18 protein-coding genes are annotated in these 21804 nt (G+C 64.9%); 5 read left to right on the forward strand and 13 right to left on the reverse strand.

Annotated features, from left to right (window positions below; translation table 11 throughout):
• Positions 1-12: 12 nt before the first annotated feature.
• From hutI to C1H84_RS04905, 6 genes are all read right to left on the reverse strand, one after another.
• Positions 13-1212: an imidazolonepropionase gene (gene hutI, locus C1H84_RS04880; RefSeq protein WP_113606711.1), complete on the reverse strand. Its 1200-nt coding sequence runs from the start codon at positions 1210-1212 to the stop codon at positions 13-15.
• Positions 1209-2438 carry a formimidoylglutamate deiminase gene (locus C1H84_RS04885; protein ID WP_113606712.1) on the reverse strand — a complete coding sequence of 410 codons (1230 nt, stop codon included), beginning with the start codon at positions 2436-2438 and terminating at the stop codon, positions 1209-1211. The genes hutI and C1H84_RS04885 overlap by 4 nt, the downstream gene beginning before the upstream one ends.
• Positions 2435-3718, reverse strand: a complete 1284-nt coding sequence (locus C1H84_RS04890) for an allantoate amidohydrolase (protein WP_425323557.1) — start codon at positions 3716-3718, stop codon at positions 2435-2437. The genes C1H84_RS04885 and C1H84_RS04890 overlap by 4 nt, the downstream gene beginning before the upstream one ends.
• Positions 3719-3722: 4 nt before the next feature.
• Entirely contained in the window at positions 3723-5072 is a 1350-nt protein-coding gene (locus C1H84_RS04895; RefSeq protein WP_113606714.1) for a YjiH family protein, read from the reverse strand.
• A gap of 4 nt (positions 5073-5076) precedes the next feature.
• Positions 5077-6756: a urocanate hydratase gene (gene hutU, locus C1H84_RS04900; RefSeq protein WP_113606715.1), complete on the reverse strand. Its 1680-nt coding sequence runs from the start codon at positions 6754-6756 to the stop codon at positions 5077-5079.
• Positions 6757-6968: 212 nt separating this feature from the next.
• Positions 6969-7808 carry an IclR family transcriptional regulator gene (locus C1H84_RS04905; protein WP_047118549.1) on the reverse strand — a complete coding sequence of 280 codons (840 nt, stop codon included), beginning with the start codon at positions 7806-7808 and terminating at the stop codon, positions 6969-6971.
• Between the two features lie 203 nt (positions 7809-8011).
• Here C1H84_RS04905 and C1H84_RS04910 point away from each other — a divergent pair, with 203 nt between their 5' ends.
• Complete coding sequence (locus C1H84_RS04910) at positions 8012-8629, forward strand: HutD/Ves family protein (protein ID WP_082123826.1); 618 nt, start codon at positions 8012-8014, stop codon at positions 8627-8629.
• Between the two features lie 858 nt (positions 8630-9487).
• Here the strand turns inward: C1H84_RS04910 and C1H84_RS04915 are convergent.
• From C1H84_RS04915 to tdh, 6 genes are all read right to left on the reverse strand, one after another.
• A complete protein-coding gene (locus tag C1H84_RS04915) occupies positions 9488-10435 on the reverse strand; it encodes a carbohydrate ABC transporter permease (protein ID WP_053797584.1) in 948 nt (315 codons plus the stop codon).
• Positions 10432-11571: a carbohydrate ABC transporter permease gene (locus C1H84_RS04920; RefSeq protein WP_047118547.1), complete on the reverse strand. Its 1140-nt coding sequence runs from the start codon at positions 11569-11571 to the stop codon at positions 10432-10434. Before C1H84_RS04920 ends, C1H84_RS04915 begins: the two co-directional genes overlap by 4 nt.
• 68 nt (positions 11572-11639) lie before the next feature.
• Positions 11640-12998, reverse strand: a complete 1359-nt coding sequence (locus tag C1H84_RS04925; protein ID WP_047118546.1) for an ABC transporter substrate-binding protein — start codon at positions 12996-12998, stop codon at positions 11640-11642.
• A gap of 134 nt (positions 12999-13132) precedes the next feature.
• The gene (locus tag C1H84_RS04930; protein ID WP_047118545.1) at positions 13133-14149 is read right to left on the reverse strand and encodes a LacI family DNA-binding transcriptional regulator; all 1017 of its coding nucleotides are present in this window, start codon (positions 14147-14149) and stop codon (positions 13133-13135) included.
• A gap of 70 nt (positions 14150-14219) precedes the next feature.
• Positions 14220-15419 carry a glycine C-acetyltransferase gene (locus C1H84_RS04935; RefSeq protein WP_113606716.1) on the reverse strand — a complete coding sequence of 400 codons (1200 nt, stop codon included), beginning with the start codon at positions 15417-15419 and terminating at the stop codon, positions 14220-14222.
• Positions 15420-15451: 32 nt separating this feature from the next.
• Complete coding sequence (gene tdh, locus C1H84_RS04940) at positions 15452-16504, reverse strand: L-threonine 3-dehydrogenase (RefSeq protein ID WP_053797581.1); 1053 nt, start codon at positions 16502-16504, stop codon at positions 15452-15454.
• Positions 16505-16638: 134 nt separating this feature from the next.
• Here tdh and C1H84_RS04945 point away from each other — a divergent pair, with 134 nt between their 5' ends.
• From C1H84_RS04945 to C1H84_RS04960, 4 genes are all read left to right on the forward strand, one after another.
• Entirely contained in the window at positions 16639-17544 is a 906-nt protein-coding gene (locus C1H84_RS04945) for a LysR family transcriptional regulator (RefSeq protein WP_053797580.1), read from the forward strand.
• Between the two features lie 229 nt (positions 17545-17773).
• Positions 17774-18961 (forward strand): MFS transporter, encoded by a 1188-nt coding sequence (locus tag C1H84_RS04950; protein ID WP_113606909.1) that lies wholly within the window; start codon positions 17774-17776, stop codon positions 18959-18961.
• Between the two features lie 91 nt (positions 18962-19052).
• Positions 19053-19661 (forward strand): GNAT family N-acetyltransferase, encoded by a 609-nt coding sequence (locus C1H84_RS04955; protein ID WP_047118541.1) that lies wholly within the window; start codon positions 19053-19055, stop codon positions 19659-19661.
• Positions 19662-19864: 203 nt separating this feature from the next.
• Positions 19865-20542, forward strand: coding sequence for an HAD family hydrolase (locus C1H84_RS04960; protein ID WP_047118540.1), 678 nt, complete (start codon positions 19865-19867; stop codon positions 20540-20542).
• A 73-nt stretch (positions 20543-20615) separates the two neighbouring features.
• Here the strand turns inward: C1H84_RS04960 and C1H84_RS04965 are convergent, their stop codons facing one another.
• A complete protein-coding gene (locus C1H84_RS04965) occupies positions 20616-21797 on the reverse strand; it encodes a Gfo/Idh/MocA family protein (protein ID WP_047118539.1) in 1182 nt (393 codons plus the stop codon).
• Positions 21798-21804 lie beyond the last annotated feature (7 nt).

The raw sequence follows: 21804 nt of genomic DNA on the forward strand, positions 1-21804 counted from the left end.
CTAGCTGGCGCGCTAGAACCTGCCCGAGGCAAGCTCGCCGGCGCGGAAAACCGGACCGGAGAGGTTCATGCCGGGGCGGTAGGCCAGGTGCGCCACGGACGGGGCGTTCAGCAGCTGGATGTCAGCCCGCTTGCCCACCTCCAGGCTTCCCACCCGGTCCTGCACGCCCAGCGCCAGCGCACCGCCGTAGGTGGCTGCCACGATGGCTTCCTCGATGCTCAGGTGCATCTGTAGCACCGCGGTGCTGACGCAGAAGGCCATGGATGAGGTGTAGGAGGTTCCCGGGTTGCAGTTCGACGCCAAGGCGATCTGCACCCCGGCGTCGATCAACTCGCGGCCCGGGGCGAAGGGCATACGCGTGGACAGGTCGCAGGCTGGCAGGCAGGTGGCCACGGTTCCCGCGGTACCGGCACGGGACTGGGCATCCCAGTCCGCCCAGGATCCGGCGAGCGCCGCGACGTCCTGTTCGTCCAGGAAGTTCACGTGGTCGACGCTGGCCGCGCCGAATTCAACGGCCAGCTTGGTACCGGGGCCCGGGCCCAGCTGGTTGCCGTGCACGCGCAGGCCGAGCCCGGCGTCCTTCCCGGCGGCGAGCACCTGGCGCGACTGGGCCTCGTTGAACGCGCCGCGTTCGCAGAACACGTCAGCGAACTGCACAAAGGGCAGCACGCGTTCCAGCATCTCTCCGCAGACCAGGTCCGTATATTCCTGGGCATCCATGTCCGCGGGAACCAGGTGGGCGCCAAGGAATGTCACCTGGTCGACCACCGTGGAGGCGATACGCGCATGGCGCGCTTCCTCCTCGACGTTCAACCCGTAGCCGGTTTTGGTTTCCAGGTAGGTGGTGCCTCCGGCCAGGGCTTCGGCGGTCCGTCCCATGACCAGCCGGGTCAGGTCGTAGTCAGTGGTGGCGCGGGTTGCCTTGGTGGTCACCGCGATGCCGCCGGCGGCGTAGTCCTGCCCCGCCATGCGGGCCACGAACTCGCGGCTGCGGTCCCCGGCGAACACCAGGTGGCTGTGCGAATCCACCCAGCCCGGCAGCGCTGCGCGCTGACCGGCGTTGATGACGGTGTCGGCTTCCGGGGCCTGCCCGGCTTCGCCAATCCAGGCGATGTCTTGGCCCTCGATGAGGATGGCGGCGTTCTCGACCAGGGTGTGCGCCGCGTCCGAGATGAAGGCCTCGGAGATGTTGGTGATCAGTGTGCTGCTCATGAAAACTCCGGATACTTGTCGAAGAATGCTGCGTACAAATCCGCCGGGTCTCCCAGCGTGGTGTGCAGGCCATTGCTGGCTACCAGCTTGCCATTGACGTGGACCTGCGCGATATCTGCGGCGGTGGCGCTCAGCGGCAGCTGGGCGGTGCGCGACCCGGAGGTGCGCATGGTGTCGGTGCGCACCACGAGGTGGTCCTCGTTCTCCGCCAGGCCCAGCGAGCGCAGACCGCCCTCGCGGGCGGCGGCGGAGATTTCCGCCGGGGAGAAGCGTCCGCGTTCCCCGCTGCGCAGCCGTTCGCCGTGTTCAAGGGCGCGCTGCTCCAGGTAGGGGTCGAGGACCGCGTGCTGGTCGCTGCCCAGCGAAATCACCGCTCCGGCATCCGCCAGCTCCCGGGCCGGTCCGATCCCGTCGCCCAGGTCCGCCTCGGTGGTGGGGCACATGACGATGCCCGCGCCGGCGGCGCCCAGCGCGGCGATGTCCGCATCGCTCAGGTGGGTGGCGTGCACTGCCGAGAGCCGCGGGGCCAGCAGGCCGTGGCGTTCAAGCAGCCCGGTCGGGCTCAGCCCGAAGGCCGCCTGGCAGGACGCGTTCTCGGCCAGCTGCTCGGACAGGTGCACATGCAGCGGCAAGGCAGGGTCCAGCCCGGCGGCGATGGCTTCCAGCTGCGCCGGCGGCACCGCGCGCACCGAGTGGATGGCGGCTCCCAGGCTCAGCAGCCCTTCCCGTGCGTCCAGCTCGGCCAGGGCCTCGCGCAGCCGCGCGTGGCGGGCCAGCCAGCCGGCGGCGTCCCCGTCGGTGAAGCGCCGCTGGGTTTCGTTCAGCTCGATGGCGTTGCCCAGGGCGTCCAGCCCGCCCTGCAGGTAGCAGGTGTCCAGCAGGACCAGGCGGATGCCCGCGGCCTTCGCCGCGCGGCCCAGCGCGAGCTCCATGCCGTGCTCATCTGTCCCGGCGTAAGGCGCACCGGTCGCGTCGTGGTGCAGGTAGTGGAACTCCCCCACCGCGCTGTAGCCGTTGACGACCATTTCCGCGAAGACCGCGGTGGCCAGCTGCTCGTAGCCGGCCGGGGTGAGCCCGGCGGCGGCGTCGTACATCTGTTCGCGCCAGGTCCAGAAGTTCCCGGCTCCGCCGTTTTCCCCCTGGTGGGTGCGGCCGCGCAGGATCCGGTGGAAGGCGTGCGAGTGCGCGTTGACCGGCGCCGGAACGGTAGTGGTTTTTCCGCTCACAGCAGGTCCTCCAGGGCGTCGGCCAGGGCCAGCACGCCGGCCTCGGCATCGGCGTCTTCCACGTATTCTTCCGGCGAGTGGCTGATGCCCGAAGGGTTGCGCACGTACAGCATGCCGGTGGGCAGGTAGGCGGCCAGCACGCCGGCGTCGTGGCCGGCGCCGGTGGGCAGCGCCGGGGCGTCGGGAACCAGTCGGTGCACGGAGCGTTCCAGCGAGGCGCTCAGCGCGGCGTCGAAGTGCACGGTGCCGGAGAGCGATTCCTCGGTCAGCACCACGGAGCAGCCCTCGAAGGCGGCGATCTTCTGCGCCTGGCCGTGGATCTTCTCCACCAGCAGGGCGGTGACCGCGTCCTCCGGGTGGCGCACGTCCAGCCAGATGTCCACGCGGGAGGCGATCACGTTGGTGCCGCCGGGCACCGGCTCCAGCCGGCCCACCGTGGCGCGGGCGTCGGGCTGCGCCGTGGCGATCTCACGGACCTTCAGCACCAGCTGGGCTGCGGCCACCATCGGATCGGCGCGGTCGATCATCAAGGTGGTGCCGGCGTGGTTGCCCTGGCCGCTGAAGCTCAGCCGCCAGCGGCCGTGGCCAAGGATGGAGCTGCCCACCGCGACGGCCGGCCCGCGGCCGGCGGCGTCGGTGTATTGTTCGGTGTTCAGCCCGCGGCCCTGCTCCACATGCAGCTCGATGAAGTCGCCGATCCGGGCCAGGGCCTTCTCGTCGCGGCCCATGCGCGCCGGGTCCAGCCCGTTGGCGGCGGCGATGTCAGCGAAGGTGTTGCCCTCCGCGTCGCGCAAGTTCAGCGCCTTCACCGGGTCGATGGCGCCGCTGAGCAGCCGGGAGCCCAGGCAGGCCACCCCGAAGCGCGAGCCTTCCTCCTCCGGGAAGACGGCCAGCGCCAGGGCGCGGTTTCGCGCCAGTTCGCCGGAGGCTTCCCGGGCGGCCAGCACGTCATAGGCGGCCAGCGCGCTGGCCACGCCCAGCGGGCCGTCGAAGGCGCCGCCGCCGGGCACGGAGTCCAGGTGGGAGCCTGTGACCAGCGAACCCTTGCGGGAGGCGTCGTCCCCGGGCGACCCCGGAAGATCCCACCAGGCCCAGATGATGCCGTTGGCATCCGTGGACACCTCCAGCCCGCGCACGGAGGCTTCGGCAATGAACCACTCGCGCAGCGTGATCTCAGCGTCCGAGTAGACCGGGCGCGAGTAGCCGCCGCGCTTGGCGTCGCGGCCCTCGCCGCTGATCGCGGCTAGCAGGGAATTTACGCCGTGTGTAGGCATCGTCATGGTCCTATCTGCCCACTATCAGGTAGGCGAGCGGGGTGGTGATCAGCAGGGTCAGAGCGACACGCTGCGCCCAGATGACCAGCAGATGCCATACCTTGATGGGAATGCGGGTTGCGAGGATGCAGGGCACCAGGGCGGAGAAGAAAATGATCGCCGACACGCAGACTACCGCAATGACTAGGCGCAGCGCGTCGGACTCATGTCCGGCGACGATGGTCGCCGGAAGGAACATCTCCGCGATGCCCACCGAGGAGGCCTTGGCCGCCAGCAGCGGGTCGGGCAGGCCCAGCGCCCAGGTGATCGGCAGGAACAGGTAGCCCAGCCAGTCGAACAGCGGGGTGAAGCGGGCCAGCACCAGGCCGATCAGCCCGACCGAAAGGATGGAGGGAAGGATGGCCATGGCCATCAGCAACCCGTCCTTGAAATTCTCGCGGACGTTCGCCCCGAGTTTCGGGGCGTTGCCCAGCATGCCCATCGCTTCCTTCCACGCCGTGGCGAAGCGCCGGCTGGTGACCTTGGCTTCCGGCTGCGGCGTGGATACCGGGAAGTACTCATCCGGGATGCGGCTGAGCGGCGGGATGCGCACGGCAATCGCGGTCACCAGGAAGGTGACTCCGAAGGCCAGGAAGAAGTACGGCAGCCACAGGTGCATGATGTCCAGGGTCTTGGCCACGATCACCATGAATGTCACCGAGACGGTGGAGAAGCCCGTGGCGATGATGGCCGCCTCGCGCCCGGTGTACCGGCCGGCCTGGTACATGCGGTCGGTGATCAAAAGACCCAGCGAGTAGCTGCCCACGAAGGAGGCCACCGCATCGATGGCCGAGCGGCCTGGGGTGCGCCACACCGGGCGCATCACCGGCTGCACCAGCACGCCGACGAACTCCATCAATCCGTAGCCGACCAAGAGGGCCAAGAAGACGGCGCCGATTGGAACGATCATCCCTACCGGGATCACCAGCTTGTTGAACAGGAAGGGTCCCATGTCCGGGTCGAAGAGCCAGGCCGGGCCCACGTTGAACACCAACGCGATGCCCGTGGCCAGTCCCAGCACGTTCAGGAACGCGAACAGCGTCTTGAGCCGTGATTCCTTCCACCGTCCGGTCGCGAAGGGATAGATGGTCCCTGCGAGGATCACTCCCAGGATCAGGTACTTCACGGCCGGACCCAGCAGGCCGGTAATCCAGCCCACCAGGTGGTCCAGCGGAATGGTCTCCTTGCCCCCGATATTCACGGGGATGAAGAACATGAAGATCCCGATCAGGGAGTAGACGAAGAATCGCCAGACTCCGCGCGGGCCCCCGTCCTCGCGTTCGCGTTCTACAAGCCGTCCAATGGCGCCGTCGTTCGACATGTCGCTACTCCGCCATCGGGATGCGCACGCCGCGCTCGTTGGCAACTTCTACCGCGCGCTCATAGCCGGCATCCACGTGGCGGATGACGCCCATGCCCGGGTCGTTGGTCAGCAGCGCTTCGAGCTTGGCCGCTGCCAGCTCGGTGCCATCGGCCACCGAGACCTGGCCGGCGTGGATGGAGCGGCCAATGCCGACTCCGCCGCCGTGGTGCAGCGAAACCCAGCTGGCGCCGGAGGACACCGCGGTCATGGCGTTGAGCAGCGGCCAGTCGGCAATCGCGTCTGAGCCGTCCTTCATGGCTTCGGTTTCGCGGTACGGGGAGGCTACCGAACCGGAATCCAGATGGTCGCGGCCGATCACGATCGGTGCGGAGATTTTGCCCTCGGCGACCAGCTTGTTGAACAGCAGGCCGGCCTTGTGGCGCTCGCCGTAGCCCAGCCAGCAGATGCGGGCGGGAAGACCCTCGAATTCAACGTGCTCGGCGGCCGCATCGAGCCAGCGGCGCAGGTGCTCGTTCTGGGGGAAGAGCTCCTTGAGCGCCTCGTCGGTGACGCGGATATCCTCCGGATCGCCGGACAGGGCCACCCAGCGGAACGGGCCAAGGCCCTCGCAGAACAGCGGGCGGATGTAAGCCGGAACGAAGCCCGGGAATTCGAAGGCCCGCATGTAGCCGCCCTTGCGTGCCTCGTCGCGGATCGAGTTGCCGTAGTCGAAGACCTCGGCGCCGATGTCCTGGAAGCCGACCATGGCTTCGACGTGGGCGGCCATGGCGGCCTGGGCCTTCTTGGTGAAGCCGATTTCGTCGGCCTTCGCCTCGGCGTCCCACTGCTCCACGGTGTATTCCACCGGAAGGTAGGACAGCGGGTCGTGGGCCGAGGTCTGGTCGGTGACGATGTCGATGGAGATCTCGCCGGCCTTCTGGCGGCGCAGCAGTTCAGGGAAGACCTCGGCGGCGTTGCCGACGTAGCCCACGGACAGTGCGCGGCCTTCGTTCTTGGCTGCGGTGACCTTGGTGACGGCCGCGTCCAGGTCCAGCTCCACGTCGTCCAGGTAGCGCTTGCCCATGCGGCGGCGCAGGCGGTCCTCGGAGACGTCAACGATCAGGCAGGCGCCGCCGTTGAGGGTGACGGCCAGCGGCTGGGCGCCGCCCATGCCGCCGCAGCCGCCGGTCAGGGTCAAGGTGCCGGCCAGGGTGCCGTTGAATCGCTTGACACCGATGGCGGCGAAGGTCTCGTAGGTGCCTTGCAGGATGCCCTGGGTGCCGATGTAGATCCAGGAACCGGCGGTCATCTGGCCGTACATCATCAGGCCCTCGGCCTCGAGCTTGCGGAACTCGGGCCAGGTGGCCCAGTCGCCCACCAGGTTCGAGTTGGCGATCAGCACGCGCGGCGCCCACTTGTTGGTCTTGAACACGCCGACCGGCTTGCCGGACTGGACCAGCAGGGTCTCATCCTCTTCAAGATCGGTCAGGGTCTTGATAATGGCGTCGTAGGCTTCCCAGGAGCGGGCGGCGCGGCCGGTGCCGCCGTAGACCACTAGGTCTTCGGGACGCTCGGCGACCTCCGGGTCGAGGTTGTTCATCAGCATGCGCAGCGGGGCTTCGGTGGCCCAGGACTTGGCGGTGAGGGTGGTTCCGCGAGGTGCGCGGATGACCCGTGACGGGTCGTGCTGGGTGAAGCTCATCGAAATTCCTTCGCTCGTAATAATGAAGACGCAGGTTGGTGTTCTGCGGCCCGTTGCTTGATTTCCATCCAAGCATTCATACGAGCGGAAATGTGCCCTGAGGCACACTAATCAGTCTGGGATACGAGACTTTGATGCGATGTGGGCAGGAATCTTCTGATTTGCCGGACGGGGCGGTCCTTGCGCGGGGCGTCACCGCTGACAAGTTCGTCTTAACCGGCCGGACGTAGGCGGCGGGAAATTTCGGTTGCTGTTCTGGTCACCTCGGGAAGCCACTGGGACACCAGGTCTTCCAAGTGCACCGTTCTCTCTGCCGCGAGCCCGGGCGATGCGCTGCGGGCCGAAACCGCTTTGCCGGCTTTCGCCCTGTTGGCGATGGTCAGAGTCACGCTGGCAACTGCGTGCCCCGCGTGGTCCTTTACGGGGACGGCGATGGACGAGAACCCTTCGGTCACTTCGTCCTGTTCCCAGGAGTAACCCACCTCGCGAATTTGGGCCAGAAGTTCTTTGAGCGCTTCGACGGAATGAACTCCGGTCTCGTATCTCGTGGGAAAGGCTTCCGGGCCCGGGTACAGGGCCGCCAGCTGATCCGCAGAAAATGTCGCCAGCATGGCTCGCCCGCTGGCGGTGAGATGGGCCGGCAGCCTCACCCCGGGGTTGGTGACAAGTTCAGCTTGTCTTTTGGCACGCTCCTCAATGACGTAGATGACGTCGCGGCCGTGCATGATGGCCAGGTGCGCCGTGCGCTTGGTCCGTTCAACAAGCCGCTGCATCGGGAACCGCGCGATCCGTTGCAATGGTGCTTGCCTGGAATACCCCGTACCCAGTTCATGGGCGGTCACACCCAGCGCGTATTTGCGTTCCTCGGGCAGGTGGACTACAAATCCGTCATCGATTAATGCGGCCAGCAGGTGGTAGGTCGTCGACCGGGGCAATCCGACATCCCTGATGATCGTGCCCGCGCCGACAGGGCCCGCCTGTGCCGCGATATAACGCAGCACCGAGAGAACATTTTTTGCGGCCGGCACCTGCGGATGGTTGTTTTTCCCCATGCGCTGATCCTATGCGCATAGAAGGGGCTCCGCGCCTCCCCTGGCATTGGGGCCCACCGGCGAGCGGCTCGGCGTCCCATTGGTTGTTCCAGTTGGTTCCAGCGGCGGCAGCGCACGGTGTTGCTCCCGTACACGGCAAATTGTAGCTAGCTCAATAAGTGTCAGGGCCCGCATTCACGAGTCCGGACGATTAGGCTCGAACCATGAGCCAAAGCAATGCCTCGCTGTCCACCGGAACTCAGATCCAGCTTTCTTCAAGCCCCAAGAAACCGTGGGGAGCAGCCCAGGGGCAGATCCGGGAAATCGCCAAGGGCATCCTGGCCGATGACGGATCACTGGCCACTGCTCCGGAAGGCGGTTGGGACTGGCGGATTTCGGTCGCATCCATCGAGAAAGCCGGGGACTTCACGCCCTACGACGGTTGCGAACGCACCCTCACGGTCATCGCCGGGGAGCTGCTTGAACTCACCGTCGACGACGCCTCGCAGGCGCTGGAGATCTACCGTCCCTTCAAGTTCCCCGGCGCGGCGGCCACCTCCGCGGCGCTGCCCACCGGGGAGATCCTGGCGCTGAACCTCATCACCCGCAACGGCAAGGTACGCGGCAACGTGCGCATCGTGGAGCTGTCGAAGAAACGTGAACAGCACCTGTTCGGCTCCCAGTTCGGGGTGCTGCTGCAGGGCAAGGCCAGCGTCCTGCGCGAGAACTCCGAGTCGGCGCTGGAGCTTCGCGACACCGTGATCGGCGGCGAAGAGGATTCGCCGCGCATCAGCGGCCGCGGCTTCATGGCGGTCATCTCACTGGATCTCACAGATGAATAAGTCCTCATACCCCGGACCTGAGCAAAGCCCCTTGAGCAGAACAAAAATCTGGTCGCGGGGCCTTTTAAAGCTTGGATCAAAAAAAGAGCACCGGTCTGATTTGTCCCCCAAAGTTGGAACGAGCACCGTGAAAACAAACCGATGAGGGAACAAACCGGGTAGACGAGATGACTTGGCAGAGACCCCGGCACTCCGCCCGGGGTGAACGGCTTGGAATCGAAGCCGGTCCCATGGCCATCTTTGGAGCCCCGACCCGCGACGAGGCCCTAGCTAGGGTCAAAGCCCGGGCATTGGCGAAGCTGCACAAAACTCGGGACTGCCGCGAAGGATCCCACCGGTCCTCGAATCTTCACGTATGTTCATTCGCGAAATCGCCCGGGGAAACCTGGCCATTGCAGCCGCAGGAGACTTCATGGGTTTTGCCTTCTGATCCCTGCGGTTCCGGGCAGACCCATGCCCACTGACAAATCAGAATGCGAAGTTCACCGTTACCGAGCTAGCTGGTTTTCGATCGGGTCAATGCAAGGCCACCAGTCCCGTAGTACTTTCCGGACAAACGCCTCGCGGCTTCCGCGGCGTGATCCTCACCGAGTGCCAGACGCTAGCAAGAATCGGGCAATGTGGTGAGGCGAGTCGGCACTGGAATCACGCAGTTTCCCAGAACAGTTCCGATTGCGTCGTCAATCAGAAGCTACGCGTTATTCGGAAAGCGCATCCATTGTCAGATCCTGCTGCGCTCTGGGATTCCAGACGCAGCTTGCCAGCATCCGGCTAATTGACCAATGCCTAGCTCCCCGGGCAAATGCCAAATGCATCGGGGAGCCGAGGGCCAAGTGCGCTGATGCAATCCACGTTGTCTCAACCCTTGGTGGCGCCAGCCAACAATCCGCGCACGAAGAACCGCTGCAGCGCGAAAAAAACGGCCAGCGGAATGATCATCGAGATGAAAGCACCTGCGGTGAGCAGTTCCCAGGATTGCCCGTACGTACCCGAGAGGTCCTGGAGCGCCTTCGTAATCGGCAATTCTCCACCCGAAGTGAAGACCGTTGCCACCAGCAGGTCATTCCATACCCAGAGGAACTGGAAAATTCCGAAGGAAGCAATGGCCGGCATTGTCAAGGGCAGGACGATTTTCGAGAAGATCTTCCCGTGCCCGGCACCGTCAACGCGCGCGGCCTCTATGACCTCATCCGGGATCTCCGAAATGAAGTTGTGCAACATGAAGATCGCCAACGGCAAGGCGAAGATCGTGTGGGCGATCCAGACCTTGGCGTAGGCGCCGTCCAATCCGTTGACTCCCAAACCGGGCAGGATGTATAGCCCGCCAATTTTCACGCCGTCCGAGAAGAGCTGGAGCAGCGGAACCAGCGCCATCTGGATTGGGACGATCTGCAGTGCGAAAACCAGCACGAAGAGCGTATTGCGTCCCTTGAAGTTGATCCAGGCGAAAGCGTAGGCTGCCAAGCTGGCGATCAGGATCGGCACAACGGCCGCCGGGATGGTGATGACCAGCGAATTCAGGAAGGCCTTGGACAGCGGAAGGCTGTCGCCGGAGGCAAAGGCCTGCGCGTAGTTATCCAGCGTGAACGACGGGTTGGACAGGGCCGTCCACCAGCCCGAGGTCTTGATGTCGTCAGCCTGCCGGAAGGAGGAGACGAACAGCCCGAAGGTGGGAATGGTCCACACTGCGGCAATGATGAACGCCGCAATCGTGGCTCCGCGGGAGGTGGTGGCTTTGCGCAGTTTCCCGCTGGTTCTCTCGGTGGCCGCCATCAGGCGCCGAGAGGATTCACCCACGGTGCTCATCGCATTACCCCTTGCTTCTTATGCTGTCGGACGTTGTAGATGATGATCGGCAGTACCAGGATGAAGAGGATGACGGCCAGGGCCGAGCTGTATCCGGTGCGTGCCCCGAGCTGGAACTGGCGCACCATTTCGTAGGCCAGGACCGTCGTATCCGAGCGGCCGCCGGTCATCGATGAGACGATGTCGAAGACCTTGAGCGACGCAATGGAAATGGTGGTCAAGACGACGATAACCGTGGAACGAATCCCCGGCAGGGTGACATTGGCGAAGCGCTGCCATGGGCTGGCTCCGTCCAGGGCCGCTGCTTCCAATTGCTCAGCCGGCACGCCCTTGATGGCCGCGGACAGGATGACCATGGCGAATCCCGCCTGTGTCCAAATCAGGATGACCACCAGGAACAACGTGTTCCACGGTTCAAGCCCGAGCCAGTCGACCGGCTTGGCGCCGAATGCCGTGATGATCGCGTTGAGCACGCCGATTTGATCGCCCTGGCGAACGTCGTAGAAGAATTTGAAGATAATCGAAGCGCCCACGAAGGAAATCGCCATGGGCATGAATACCAGAAGCTTGAAGTACTTCTCGCCGCGGCTCTTGTCGATGAAGACCGCATAGGCCAATCCGATGATGGTGGAGACCACGGGCGCCACCAGAACCCAGATCAGGGTGTTGAGCAGTGCGGTCAGGCCATCGGGGCTGGTGAACACCCAGCGGAAATTGCCCAGGCCCACGAAGCCCGACCCGTCATTGGCCATGAAGGCGCTGATGGCGGTGCGGATCGTGGGGTAGATCAATCCGATCGCGAGCAGCAGCATGGCCGGAGCCAGGAAGCCGGACAGCTGCAGCAGCGAGCCGGCTCCGGATCGCGAGCGCCGGTCCACGAAGAACAGCACCGCGCCGAGCACCGCGGCAAGCGCGGCCACCCACATCACCGAGTTGTACAGGCCCAGTACCAGCAGGATCGCCACAGGAACCACGACCGCGGCGAGAAAACGCACCACGGTAAATGCTCGTCCGCCATTGGTCGCTACCTCGACAAAGCCGAGGATCGCCCCGATCAGGATCGCGAAGGCAAGCAGCACCACCGGCACCTGGATCAGCGGCGGGACGCCGGCAAGCCATTGGAAGAATTCGGACATGGCCTCAGGCTCCTGTAATCTCGCCAACGGCCGGGGTTCCCGGCCGTTGGCGGCTGGCAAGGTGGTGACTAGGAGTCATAACCGGACTGGATGTTTTCAAGCACTTCCTTGGTCGGTTTGCCGTCGATCCAGTCCACCAGGCCCTTCCAGAAGGAGTCGGAGCCGACGCTCTTGGGCATCAGATCAGAACCGTCGAAGCGGAAGGTGGTGTTCGGATCCTGTAGCAGTTCAACGGCGGAGCGCAGCAGGTCGCTGCTGGCGTTCGCTGGATCAAGTCCGGAGTTGGCGGAGATCACGCCGCCGAGTGAGACTCGGCTATTGGCCCAATCCGCGCTGGCCAAGTATTCCTGGACCTTGGCGGTCTCTTCATCGTTGGAGAAGGCTGCCACGAATTCGCCGCCGCCGACGATGGATACCGGGTCATCGGCCTTGACTGGCGGGGCGACGAAGGCCCAGACATCTCCGTCAGGTGCCACGGTGGCCTTCTCGCCATCGGCGTTCTTGGAATCCAGTACATATCCTTCCAGGAAGGAGGCCTGGTGGGTCAGCGGGCAGGTTCCCTTGGCCACTGCAGTACCGACATCGCCGAAGGCGGTGGCGTTGATCGACTTCACATCGCCATATCCGGCGTTGACCTGCTCGGGGTCAAGCAGGATCTTTCCAACGGAATCGAAGGCGCTGGCAATTTCTGGCGAGGTGAATTCCAGCTCGCCGGCTACCCACTTGTCATAGGCCTCGGGTCCGGACTGGCGCAGCACCGCGTCTTCAATCCAGTCGGTGCCCGGCCATCCCGATGCCTCGCCCGAAGCGAATCCGGCGCACCAGGCCGGCTCATCGGTCTTCTTTGAGATTTCGGCGCCCAGTGCGGTCATCTCATCCCAGGTCTGAGGCACGCTCACACCCCACTGCTCGAACTGCTTGGGCGAGTACCAGATGTAGCCCTTGACGCTGGCCATCAGCGGCACGCCGTACTGCACACCATCGACCTTGCCGTAGTTCTGCCAATCCTCGGACCAGTTGTTCTGCAGCTGGGACTGCACTGCTTCGGGCAGCTGCTGCACCTTGCCCTGGGCCACGGTGGCCTGCAGCAGGCCGGGCTGCGGGAAGACTGCCAAATCCGGGGTGTCGCCGCCTTGGACCTTGATCCCGATCTGGGATTCGAAGTTCTTGTCGCCGGTGTAGCGGATCTTGATGCCGTTCTCCTCGGACCACTTGGCCCACGACTTTTCCAGCAATTCCGCTTCAAGGCCGGTGACCGGACCATAGATGTCGACGACCCCGTCGGCTTGGCCCACCTGGGCGGCCGCGCCGCCGGAGGCGTTGGGGTCATTGGGGTCCGCTCCGCCCGAGCAACCGGCCAGGAGCATGCCGATGGCTGCCATCGAGATAACCGGCGCGAGCTTCAGCCTGCGTTGTGCTTTCTTCATGATGCCCTCCACGTTGACTAGTACCTTGCCGAGTGAAGCGGCCTGGCACGAATGATCCCCTCAATAGTGACGCAGGTCATCGACGCGCGTCAACACCTATGCGGGAACAGCGTGGAGAATTTGGCGTGGAACTGTCAGCGCGGTGCCGGGCCGGTGCTGTCGCGGACCGTCATCAGCGGCGCGATGAGCTGTTGCACGGCGCCTTGGGAACTGCCTTCGATTTTCTGCACCAGTGCGTCGACCGCCGCATGGGAAACGACCTCCCCCGGCGGTGCCACCGTGGTCAGTGCCGGGGCAACCATTTCGGCCGATCGATCACCGACACCCAGTGCAATCACCGAGAGGTTTTCGGGGATGCGCAACGATGCCATGCCCGCGGCGTTGACGAATCCAGCGGTGGCGAATTCCTTGAGCGCCAGCACCGCAGTAGGGCGCGGGTGCAGGTCCAGATAGGCGTCCAGCGCCGCGCGGCCGCCGCGCGCGTTGTTTTCCACCGGCACCTCCCGCATCGACATGCCTTGGACGCGCACGGCATCCGAGATGGCACGGGCCGTGCGGATGGCCGGGCCGTTGCCGGCGTCCTGGTCTTCCACGGAGACGTTGATGTACATGATGGATTGGTGGCCGAGGCCTGCCAGGTAGTCCACCGCCATGCGCCCGGCCTCGGCAAAATCATTATCGACATAGGACAGGTCAGCGCTGTCATCGGGCCGGCCAATGGAAGCGAAAGGTATGCCCGCGCGCCGCAAGACATCGAAGCGCGGGTCATTGATCGACACTTCCATGAGCAGCACCCCGGCCACCAGCTTCTGCCCGACCAAGCTTTCCAATCCCATGACATCGGTCATCGGATTGGACCACAACAGCATGTGGTAGCCCAGCGCGCGGGCACGCTCCATGGCGGCGGTGACGTATTCGAACTCGGTGGAAGAATAGCCGTCCACGCTGGTAGGAAAGTGCAGGGCAAGGATCCCCCGGCGCGACCCGGCCAGGCCCTGGGCAAAGGCATCCGGGGTGTAGCTCAGCTCCCGCATGGCCGCCAGGACCCTGGCCTTGGTCGCCTCGGAAATGGTGCGCCGGCCGCTGATCACGTAGGACACGGTACTGGGAGATACGCCGGCCAAGCGCGCCACCTCATCCCTGGTAGCCATGAGCCCTCCGCCTTTGGTTATGCCAACTCGTCATCCCTATTGAAACACGGCGCCGGGCCAACCGAGCTGGTCAGCGGCTGGCGACGAAGGCCTGCACGCAAGCCTCGATGTCCTCGGCCGAGTGGGCGGCGGAGAGCTGCACGCGGATGCGCGCTGCGCCCTTCGGAACCACCGGGAAGCTGAAGGCGGTCACGTAGACGCCGTGCTCCAGCATCTTGCCTGCCACCTCTGCGGCCTTGACCGCATCCCCGAACATGACCGGGACGATGGCGTGCTCCCCGTCCAGCAGGTCGAAGCCTTCCTCGCTCATGCGGCGGCGGAAGAGCGCTGCGTTGGCGAAGAGCTTCTCGCGCAGCTCGCCGGAGCCCTCCACGAGCTCCAGCGCCTTCAACGTCGCCGCCACGATGGCCGGGGCCAGCGAGTTGGAGAACAGGTACGGGCGGGCCTTCTGGCGCAGCATCGCAACGATTTCGCCGCGGCCGGACACGTAGCCGCCCGAGGCGCCGCCCAGCGCCTTGCCGAAGGTGCCTGTGTAGATGTCCACGCGGTCCGAAACCCCGGCATGCTCCGGGGTGCCGGCGCCGGTGGCGCCCATGAAGCCCACGGCGTGCGAGTCGTCCACCATGACCAGCGCGTTGTACTGCTCGGCCAAGTCGCAGATGGCTTCCAGCGGGGCGATGTAGCCGTCCATGGAGAAGATGCCGTCGGTGACGATGATGGTGCGCCGTGCCCCGGCCCCGTCGTTCATGGCGGCCGCGGCCTTCAGCTGGACTTCCAGGTCTGTCGTGTCCTGGTTGGCGTAGCGGAAGCGCGCGGCCTTGGACAGGCGGATTCCGTCGATGATCGAGGCGTGGTTCAGCGCATCGGAGATGATCGCGTCTTCCGGGCCGAACAGCGACTCGAAGACGCCGCCGTTGGCGTCGAAGCAGCTGGAGAACAAGATGGTGTCCTCGGTGCCCAGGAACTTGGAGACGGCGGACTCCAGTTCCAGGTGCAGGTCCTGGGTGCCGCAGATGAAACGGACTGAAGCCATGCCGAAGCCGCGCTCGTCCATGGCCTGCTTGGCGGCCTCGATGATGCGCGGGTCGTCGGCCAGCCCCAGGTAGTTGTTGGCGCAGAAGTTCAGCACCTTGCGGGCGTCCTGGCCCAGCGAGCCGGCCAGGATGGACGCGGACTGCGCCGAGTCGATGTGGCGTTCGGACTTGAACAGGCCCGCGGTGCGCAGCTCATCCAGTTCCCCGGCAAGCTGTTCCTTGAGGTCGGTATACATTCCCAATTACTCCTTGTTGATCCGAGCGATTCTTAGCTGCTGAAGACTGTCCAGTCCAGCACGACCTTGCCTCCGTGGCCGCCACGGGCTGCCTCGAAGCCCTGCTGCCATTCGCTGGCCGGCAGGAAATCGGTGACGACCGAGGAGATGCGCTCGCGCATCAGCTCGGAGCTGGTGAGCATGGCGCTCATGGCATACCAGGTTTCGAACATTTCACGGCCGTAGATGCCGCGCAGGGTCAGCATGTGGGTCACGACCTTGCCCCAGTTGATGTCGATGGACTCGCTGGGCAGGCCGAGCATGCAGATCTTGCCGCCGTGGTTCATGTTCTCGATCATTTCCGGCAGCGCGGTCTTGTGTCCGGACATCTCCATGCCGTAGTCGAAGCCCTCGATCATGCCCAGCTCGCCCTGGGCGTCCTTGATGCGCTGCTTGGCGACGTTCACGGCCAGATCCACGCCCATGGTCTTGGCCAGGTCCAGGCGCTGCTCGGAGATGTCGGTGATGGCGATCTTGCGGGCGCCGATGTGGCGGGCCACAGCGGCGGCCATCAGGCCGATAGGCCCGGCGCCGGTGATCAGCACGTCCTCACCGACCATTGGGAACTGCAGGGCGGTATGCACGGCGTTCCCGAAGGGGTCGAAGATGGCGCCCAGCAGAGGGGTGATGCGCTCGTCGCGATGCACGTAGACGTTGCTCTCCGGGATGGAGACGAACTCGGCGAAGGCTCCGTCGCGCTGCACGCCAACGGAGCTGACATTGATGCACATCTGCTTGCGTCCGGCCCGGCAGTTGCGGCACAGCCCGCACACCACGTGGCCTTCGCCGGAGACGCGGTCGCCGACCTTGACGTTGTGAACGAAGTCCCCGACCTCGACGACCTCGCCGTAGAATTCGTGGCCTGGAACCAGAGGGGTGTTGATCATGGCCTTGGCGGCCTCGTCGTAGGCTTCGATGTGCAGGTCGGTGCCGCAGATGCCGGTGGTCATGACGCGGATCTTGACGTCGTGGACGCCTACTTCCGGCTCCGGACGTTCAACGAGTTCCAAACCGGCGTGTGGTCCGGACTTGTACAAGGCTTTCATCAGGGATTCCTTTGATCAAGAAGCTGCGTCATGAGCACGAATGGTGGGATCAGTTCAAGTGTCGCACCGACCAAGCACGGATGACACCTTAGTTGATCATCGAAATACTGATCTGACGATTTAGTATTTACTTCATGGAATTACATCAGCTGAGAATCCTGCGCGAATTGGAGGACCTGGGAAGCGTCAACGCCGTAGCCAAGGCACTCTACGTCTCCCCCTCGGCCGTTTCCCAGCATCTGGCCCAGCTCCAGCGCAATTTCGCGGCACCATTGACCATGAAGGACGGCCGGCGCCTGGTTCTGACCGCCGAAGGCAGGCTGCTGGCTTCGGCCGCGGCGCAGGTCGCCTCGACCCTGGCCGAGGCTTCGGCGAAGATCCAGGCGCAGGATCAGGACCGGCAGACCCCCGTCAAGGTCGCAGGATTCCATTCCATCGGCCAGACGATCTTCGCCCCGCTGCTGACGTGGACGGAGCGCTCGCTGCCACCCCTGAGGTTTTCCGACGAAGATGTCTCGCAACAGGACTTCCCTGCGCTGACATCCGCCTACGACCTGGTGCTGGCGCACCGCATGCCCCACACCGCGCCGTGGCCGCAAAACCATGTGGCAGTCATCCCGCTGGCCTTCGAGCCCTTGGATATCGCGCTGCACCGGGATCACCCGCTGGCAGCGTTCGAAGAGCTCTCTCCGGAACAGGTGATCGGCGAGCGCTGGGTTGTGTCGAGATCCGGCTACTCCCCTGCCGACGTCTTGGAAACGATTGCCGCCCTGGCCGGCCGTGCACCGACGGTCGAGCATCGGGTCAACGACTACGCCACCGCAGGGTCGCTGATCGAGGCCAGCGGCTGCCTCGGGATCCTGCCTCGCTATACCGCGCGGAAATCCCTGGACGACACGGTGACTTTACGACCAATCAAAGGCCTTTCAGCAGGTCGACAAATCGACGTCTTGATCCGCGCGGAGCATCTTTATCGAGAGCCCGTCGTGGCTGTCGTTGAAGCGATCCGGCAGACCATCCAAGAGCTTGTCGGAGGATAGCTTCACGCGTACATGCACCCCGAGGTGAATGCACATGTTCAAGAGCTCCTCGCGCTCTGGATTCGACGAATTCAGCGCGCGCCGGGGGCTCTGAGGAAAACCACTGCGACGGACCTGCTTGGCGAACGCCGCCGATGGCCCGTGCCACGCCGATTTCCTTCGCGTAACGTGCCAAGAATTCATCCGTTTCCTCTCGTCCACGCCAATCCACCACGGTTACGCTGGGTGCGTGGTTGATCAGAAGGGCGGATTGGGTCCGCTGTACTTGGCGGGATTCACGACGGCATTCGGCGCCCACGGCGTTGCTGCTGCGCTGGGCACCGAAACGGAGAATCTCGGGCTGGCCTTTGCCACGCTCGGCTTGATCCTGGCGACATATGACATCGCCGAGGTGATCCTGAAACCCGTCTTCGGCACGCTAAGCGACCGGGTCGGCGTGAAGCCGGTAATCGTGGGAGGACTGCTGGTTTTCGCGGCGGCCTCGCTGCTCGGCGTCTTCGCCGCATCACCGTTGCTGCTCGCCCTAGCGAGGCTGGCCCAAGGTGCGGCCGCCGCAGGCTTCTCCCCCGCTTCTTCCTCGGCCGTTGCCCGGCTGGTGGGGCCTTCTCTCGCTGGACGCTACTTTGGCAAATACGGTTCGTGGAAGGGGCTCGGGTATGCCGGCGGCCCGTTGCTCGGAGCGGCCCTCATCACGTGGTCGGGCTTGCCGGCACTGTTCCTGGTGCTGGCTGGGCTCTCACTGGTCGCAGCCCTGTGGACGGCCATCTCAATGCCTTCCGTGCCGGTCCTGCCGAAACACTGTTCCACGCTGGCAGATATTGTGAAACAATCCACGGCGCCGGCATTCCTCGGACCAGTACTCCTGTTGGCCGTTGCCACCGCGGTTTTGGGCGTCGCGGTGGGTTTCATCCCGTTGCTAGCAGCCCGACTCGGTGCTGACCCGATCATCGGCATGGGCGCTGTCAGCATCCTCGCCGTCATATCTGCCCTCGTGCAACCTCTGACCGGACGGATCCACGATTCTGCCCCGCAACGGGTCAATACCCTGATATCCGCCGGCGCAGCACTGCTGCTTGCCGCAGTAGCTCTGCTCGCGGTGGTCCCGTCCCTGCCGGTGATTCTGCTTGGCGCCGCGGCAATCGGCCTCGGGGTCGGGCTGATTACGCCACTAGGATTTGCCCGACTCGCCGCAACCACGCCGCCAGAACGCATGGGGCGCACCATGGGCAGCGCCGAGCTCGGGCGGGAGGTCGGAGATGCCGGGGGCCCGATCCTCGTGGGGCTGGTGGCCGGGGCGGCGACGCTGCCCTTGGGCCTGGGCGCACTAGCAGTCGCCTGCGCGGTGGCGGCGGCAGGCGGGGCAATAATGATGCGCGCACCGGCTTCGTCTGCGGATCATCCGAAGGGCACCGAATGAACCGGTCCCCGGTCCGGCGTTTGCCTTCCGCCCGGGAGAACGTAGACGCGCAGGGGTGCCGCAGAGATTTCTCAGCACGTACAGTATTCGCATGAAAATCCTTGACCCCGTCACCCTGCGCGGCACCCATGTCACCCTCGAGCCGCTGTCCATGGACCACCATGACGATCTGGTACAGGCAGCCAGCGACGGCGAACTGTGGAACCTCTGGTATACCTCGGTACCGCGTCCCGGAGACATGCGCGAAGAAATCCGCAAGCGCCTGGCGAGGCAGTCGGAAGGCTCAATGCTGGCCTTCACCACCCGACTCAATGATCCCGCTACCGGATTGCCCGGCAGGATTATAGGCATGACCACCTACTGCGGCATCGACCTCGGACTGCCCCGCGTGGAGATCGGCTACACCTGGAACGCCGCCAGCACCCACGGTTCAGGGGCCAATGCCGAGAGCAAGCGCCTGTTGCTGGGCTACGCCTTTGAAACGCTGGGCTGCGAAGTCGTGGTGTTCTGCACGCACTGGATGAATTTCCAGTCGCGCATGGCCATCAGCCGCTTGGGCGCCAAGCAGGACGGAGTGCTGCGGGCCCATTGTCGGATGCCGGACGGATCGCTGCGCGACACCGTGGTCTTCTCGATCTTGAAGACGGAGTGGCCGCAGGTGCGCAACGAACTGGACCGCCGAATCGCCGCCTATTCGTAAGGTTCCGCTCCATCCATCGCAGGCCGGAACAAAACAGCGGCCGGAGCGGAGGCAAGTGGGCTGGCGCTGATGGAACAGCGTGGTGCCCGGGAACAAACTAATCTTGTTCTAGGCGGCGGCGAATGCCCGCTGCCCCAGTGTTGCTCCTGCAATCCGCGGTCAAACACTCTCCACGTCTTCTAATCGAATGGGAATCCCACGCCTTGCAGCAGAAATTCTCCGCCGTCCTCTTCGACTGCGACGGGGTCCTGGTGGACTCCGAGCTCATCACCAACTCCGTCCTGCGGGACATCCTGCGGGAAAACTGCTGGGAGATCAGCATGGAAGAGAGCATCAAGATCTTCATCGGCAAGGCGCTGAAGGACCAGTGGGAACCGATCTACCAGCACACAGGGGTACGCATCGACGATGCCTGGCTGGCGCAGTTCCGGGCCCGGCGCGACCAGGCGCTGCGCACGCAGCTGCGCCCGGTGGAAGGGTCCGCCCAGGCCGTGGCGGCGGTCGCCAGCGTCTACGGCTCGAAGATCGCCTGCGTCACCGGCGCGGACCGCGCCAAGGTGGAAATGCAGCTGGAACTGACCGGGCTCGACCAGTATTTCGGCGACCGGGTGTTCAGCGGCATGGAGTTCCCGCGCAGCAAGCCGGCCCCGGACGTGTACCTCGCGGCCGCCACAGCGCTGGGCATAGATCCCCGAGAGGCGCTGGTCATCGAGGACACCGCCACGGGCGTGACTGCCGGAGTCGGCGCCGGGGCGACGGTCTACGGATATTCCTCCGGCGGTCCGACCAGCACCGACCCCGAGTCACTGCGCCAGGCCGGTGCCAGCAGGATCTTCACCCACATGGACCAGCTGGCGGAACTGGCCATAGAGGTCGAGTAGCACGACGGGCCAAAACGACAACGCAGGGCTCGGTGAACCGTCCGGTTCACCGAGCCCTGCGGTCATTTTCCGGCTATTTGACTGCTTCGGCCTGCTGGCCGGCTTCGAAGTAGCGCACCACGGCCTGGCCCGGGGAAGGGATCTGCAGCGTCTGCCCCTGATCGCGCAGCGAGCGGGCGCCCAGGTCCCCCACGGCCACCGCTGCGCGGGCCGCCAGCGGTGAGGTCTCGGTGGCTCCCCCTTCACGGGCGAAACGCAGGAATTCGGCGATCAGGTTCGGGTCCGCGCCGCCGTGCCCTTCCTCGTCGCCGTGAATTTCCACCTTCACATCCGGTTCGGCGAAACCGTGGGTGGTGCGGGTGTTCCAGACATGGATGAAGTCTCCCGGTCCGTCGCCGAAATTCTCCAGCCGCCCCTCGGTGCCGATCACCGTGTAGTTGCGCCAGTAGTCGGGGGTGAAGTGGCACTGCTGGTAGGAGGCGAGCACTCCGTTGTCCAGCTTCATTTGCACCATGGATAGGTCTTCAACGTCCAGGTTCGGGTTCAGGTCGCGCTGTTCGGCAGGAGGCCAGTTCTCCAGGGAGAACCAGTCGCGCATGCGCCGGTCGGCATTGTCTCGGCGGTCCTGTACCCCGCCGTAGACGGCAAGTGCCCCGACTCCGGAGACCTGGGTGCTGTAGCCCCCGGCCAGCCAGTGGATCACGTCGATGTCATGGGCGCCCTTCTGCAGCAGCAGGGTGTTGGCGTAGCGGCGTTCGGCGTGCCAGTCCTTGAAGTAGTAGTCCCCGCCGTTGCCCACGAAGTGCCGGCACCACACGGCCTTGACCTCGCCGATGGCACCCGAGTCGATCAGCTGCTTCATCTGCCAGATCACGGGCATGTGGCGCATGTTGTGGCCCACGTACAACCGGGTTCCGGTGCGCTGCGCGGTGGCCAGGATGTCATCTGCCGCCTCCAACGTGATGTCCAGCGGCTTTTCCACGAAGGTGGGGATGCCCGCCTCCAGGGTGCGGACCGCCACCTCGCGGTGCGTGAAATCAGGGGTGAGCACCAGGACCGCGTCGAGGTCAGCTGCCAGCAGCTCGTCCAGCTCGGCGGTGATCAGCGCCTCGGGCAGGGCCTGCGCGGCATCGGCACGGCCGCGTTCGCTGATGTCGCACACCATGCTCACCACGCTGCCCTCGCCGGGGCGCTGCAGATAGCGGTGCAGGGAAGCACGCAGGCCGAAGCCTACGATTCCAACTTTAAGATCCATGGGAATT

It is taken from the genome of Glutamicibacter soli (genome assembly GCF_003309065.1).
Taxonomy (GTDB): Bacteria; Actinomycetota; Actinomycetes; order Actinomycetales; family Micrococcaceae; genus Glutamicibacter; species Glutamicibacter soli.

Excerpts from the sequence above, each read along its gene's own strand:
- hutI (WP_113606711.1), bottom strand. The coding sequence starts at position 1,212 with ATGAGCAGCACACTGATCACCAACATCTCCGAGGCCTTCATCTCGGAC.
- C1H84_RS04890 (WP_425323557.1), bottom strand. The coding sequence starts at position 3,718 with ATGACGATGCCTACACACGGCGTAAATTCCCTGCTAGCCGCGATCAGC.
- C1H84_RS04895 (WP_113606714.1), bottom strand. The coding sequence starts at position 5,072 with ATGTCGAACGACGGCGCCATTGGACGGCTTGTAGAACGCGAACGCGAG.
- hutU (WP_113606715.1), bottom strand. The coding sequence starts at position 6,756 with ATGAGCTTCACCCAGCACGACCCGTCACGGGTCATCCGCGCACCTCGC.
- C1H84_RS04905 (WP_047118549.1), bottom strand. The coding sequence starts at position 7,808 with ATGGGGAAAAACAACCATCCGCAGGTGCCGGCCGCAAAAAATGTTCTC.
- C1H84_RS04910 (WP_082123826.1), top strand. The coding sequence starts at position 8,012 with ATGAGCCAAAGCAATGCCTCGCTGTCCACCGGAACTCAGATCCAGCTT.
- C1H84_RS04915 (WP_053797584.1), bottom strand. The coding sequence starts at position 10,435 with ATGAGCACCGTGGGTGAATCCTCTCGGCGCCTGATGGCGGCCACCGAG.
- C1H84_RS04920 (WP_047118547.1), bottom strand. The coding sequence starts at position 11,571 with ATGTCCGAATTCTTCCAATGGCTTGCCGGCGTCCCGCCGCTGATCCAG.
- C1H84_RS04925 (WP_047118546.1), bottom strand. The coding sequence starts at position 12,998 with ATGAAGAAAGCACAACGCAGGCTGAAGCTCGCGCCGGTTATCTCGATG.
- C1H84_RS04930 (WP_047118545.1), bottom strand. The coding sequence starts at position 14,149 with ATGGCTACCAGGGATGAGGTGGCGCGCTTGGCCGGCGTATCTCCCAGT.
- C1H84_RS04935 (WP_113606716.1), bottom strand. The coding sequence starts at position 15,419 with ATGTATACCGACCTCAAGGAACAGCTTGCCGGGGAACTGGATGAGCTG.
- tdh (WP_053797581.1), bottom strand. The coding sequence starts at position 16,504 with ATGAAAGCCTTGTACAAGTCCGGACCACACGCCGGTTTGGAACTCGTT.
- C1H84_RS04945 (WP_053797580.1), top strand. The coding sequence starts at position 16,639 with ATGGAATTACATCAGCTGAGAATCCTGCGCGAATTGGAGGACCTGGGA.
- C1H84_RS04955 (WP_047118541.1), top strand. The coding sequence starts at position 19,053 with ATGAAAATCCTTGACCCCGTCACCCTGCGCGGCACCCATGTCACCCTC.
- C1H84_RS04965 (WP_047118539.1), bottom strand. The coding sequence starts at position 21,797 with ATGGATCTTAAAGTTGGAATCGTAGGCTTCGGCCTGCGTGCTTCCCTG.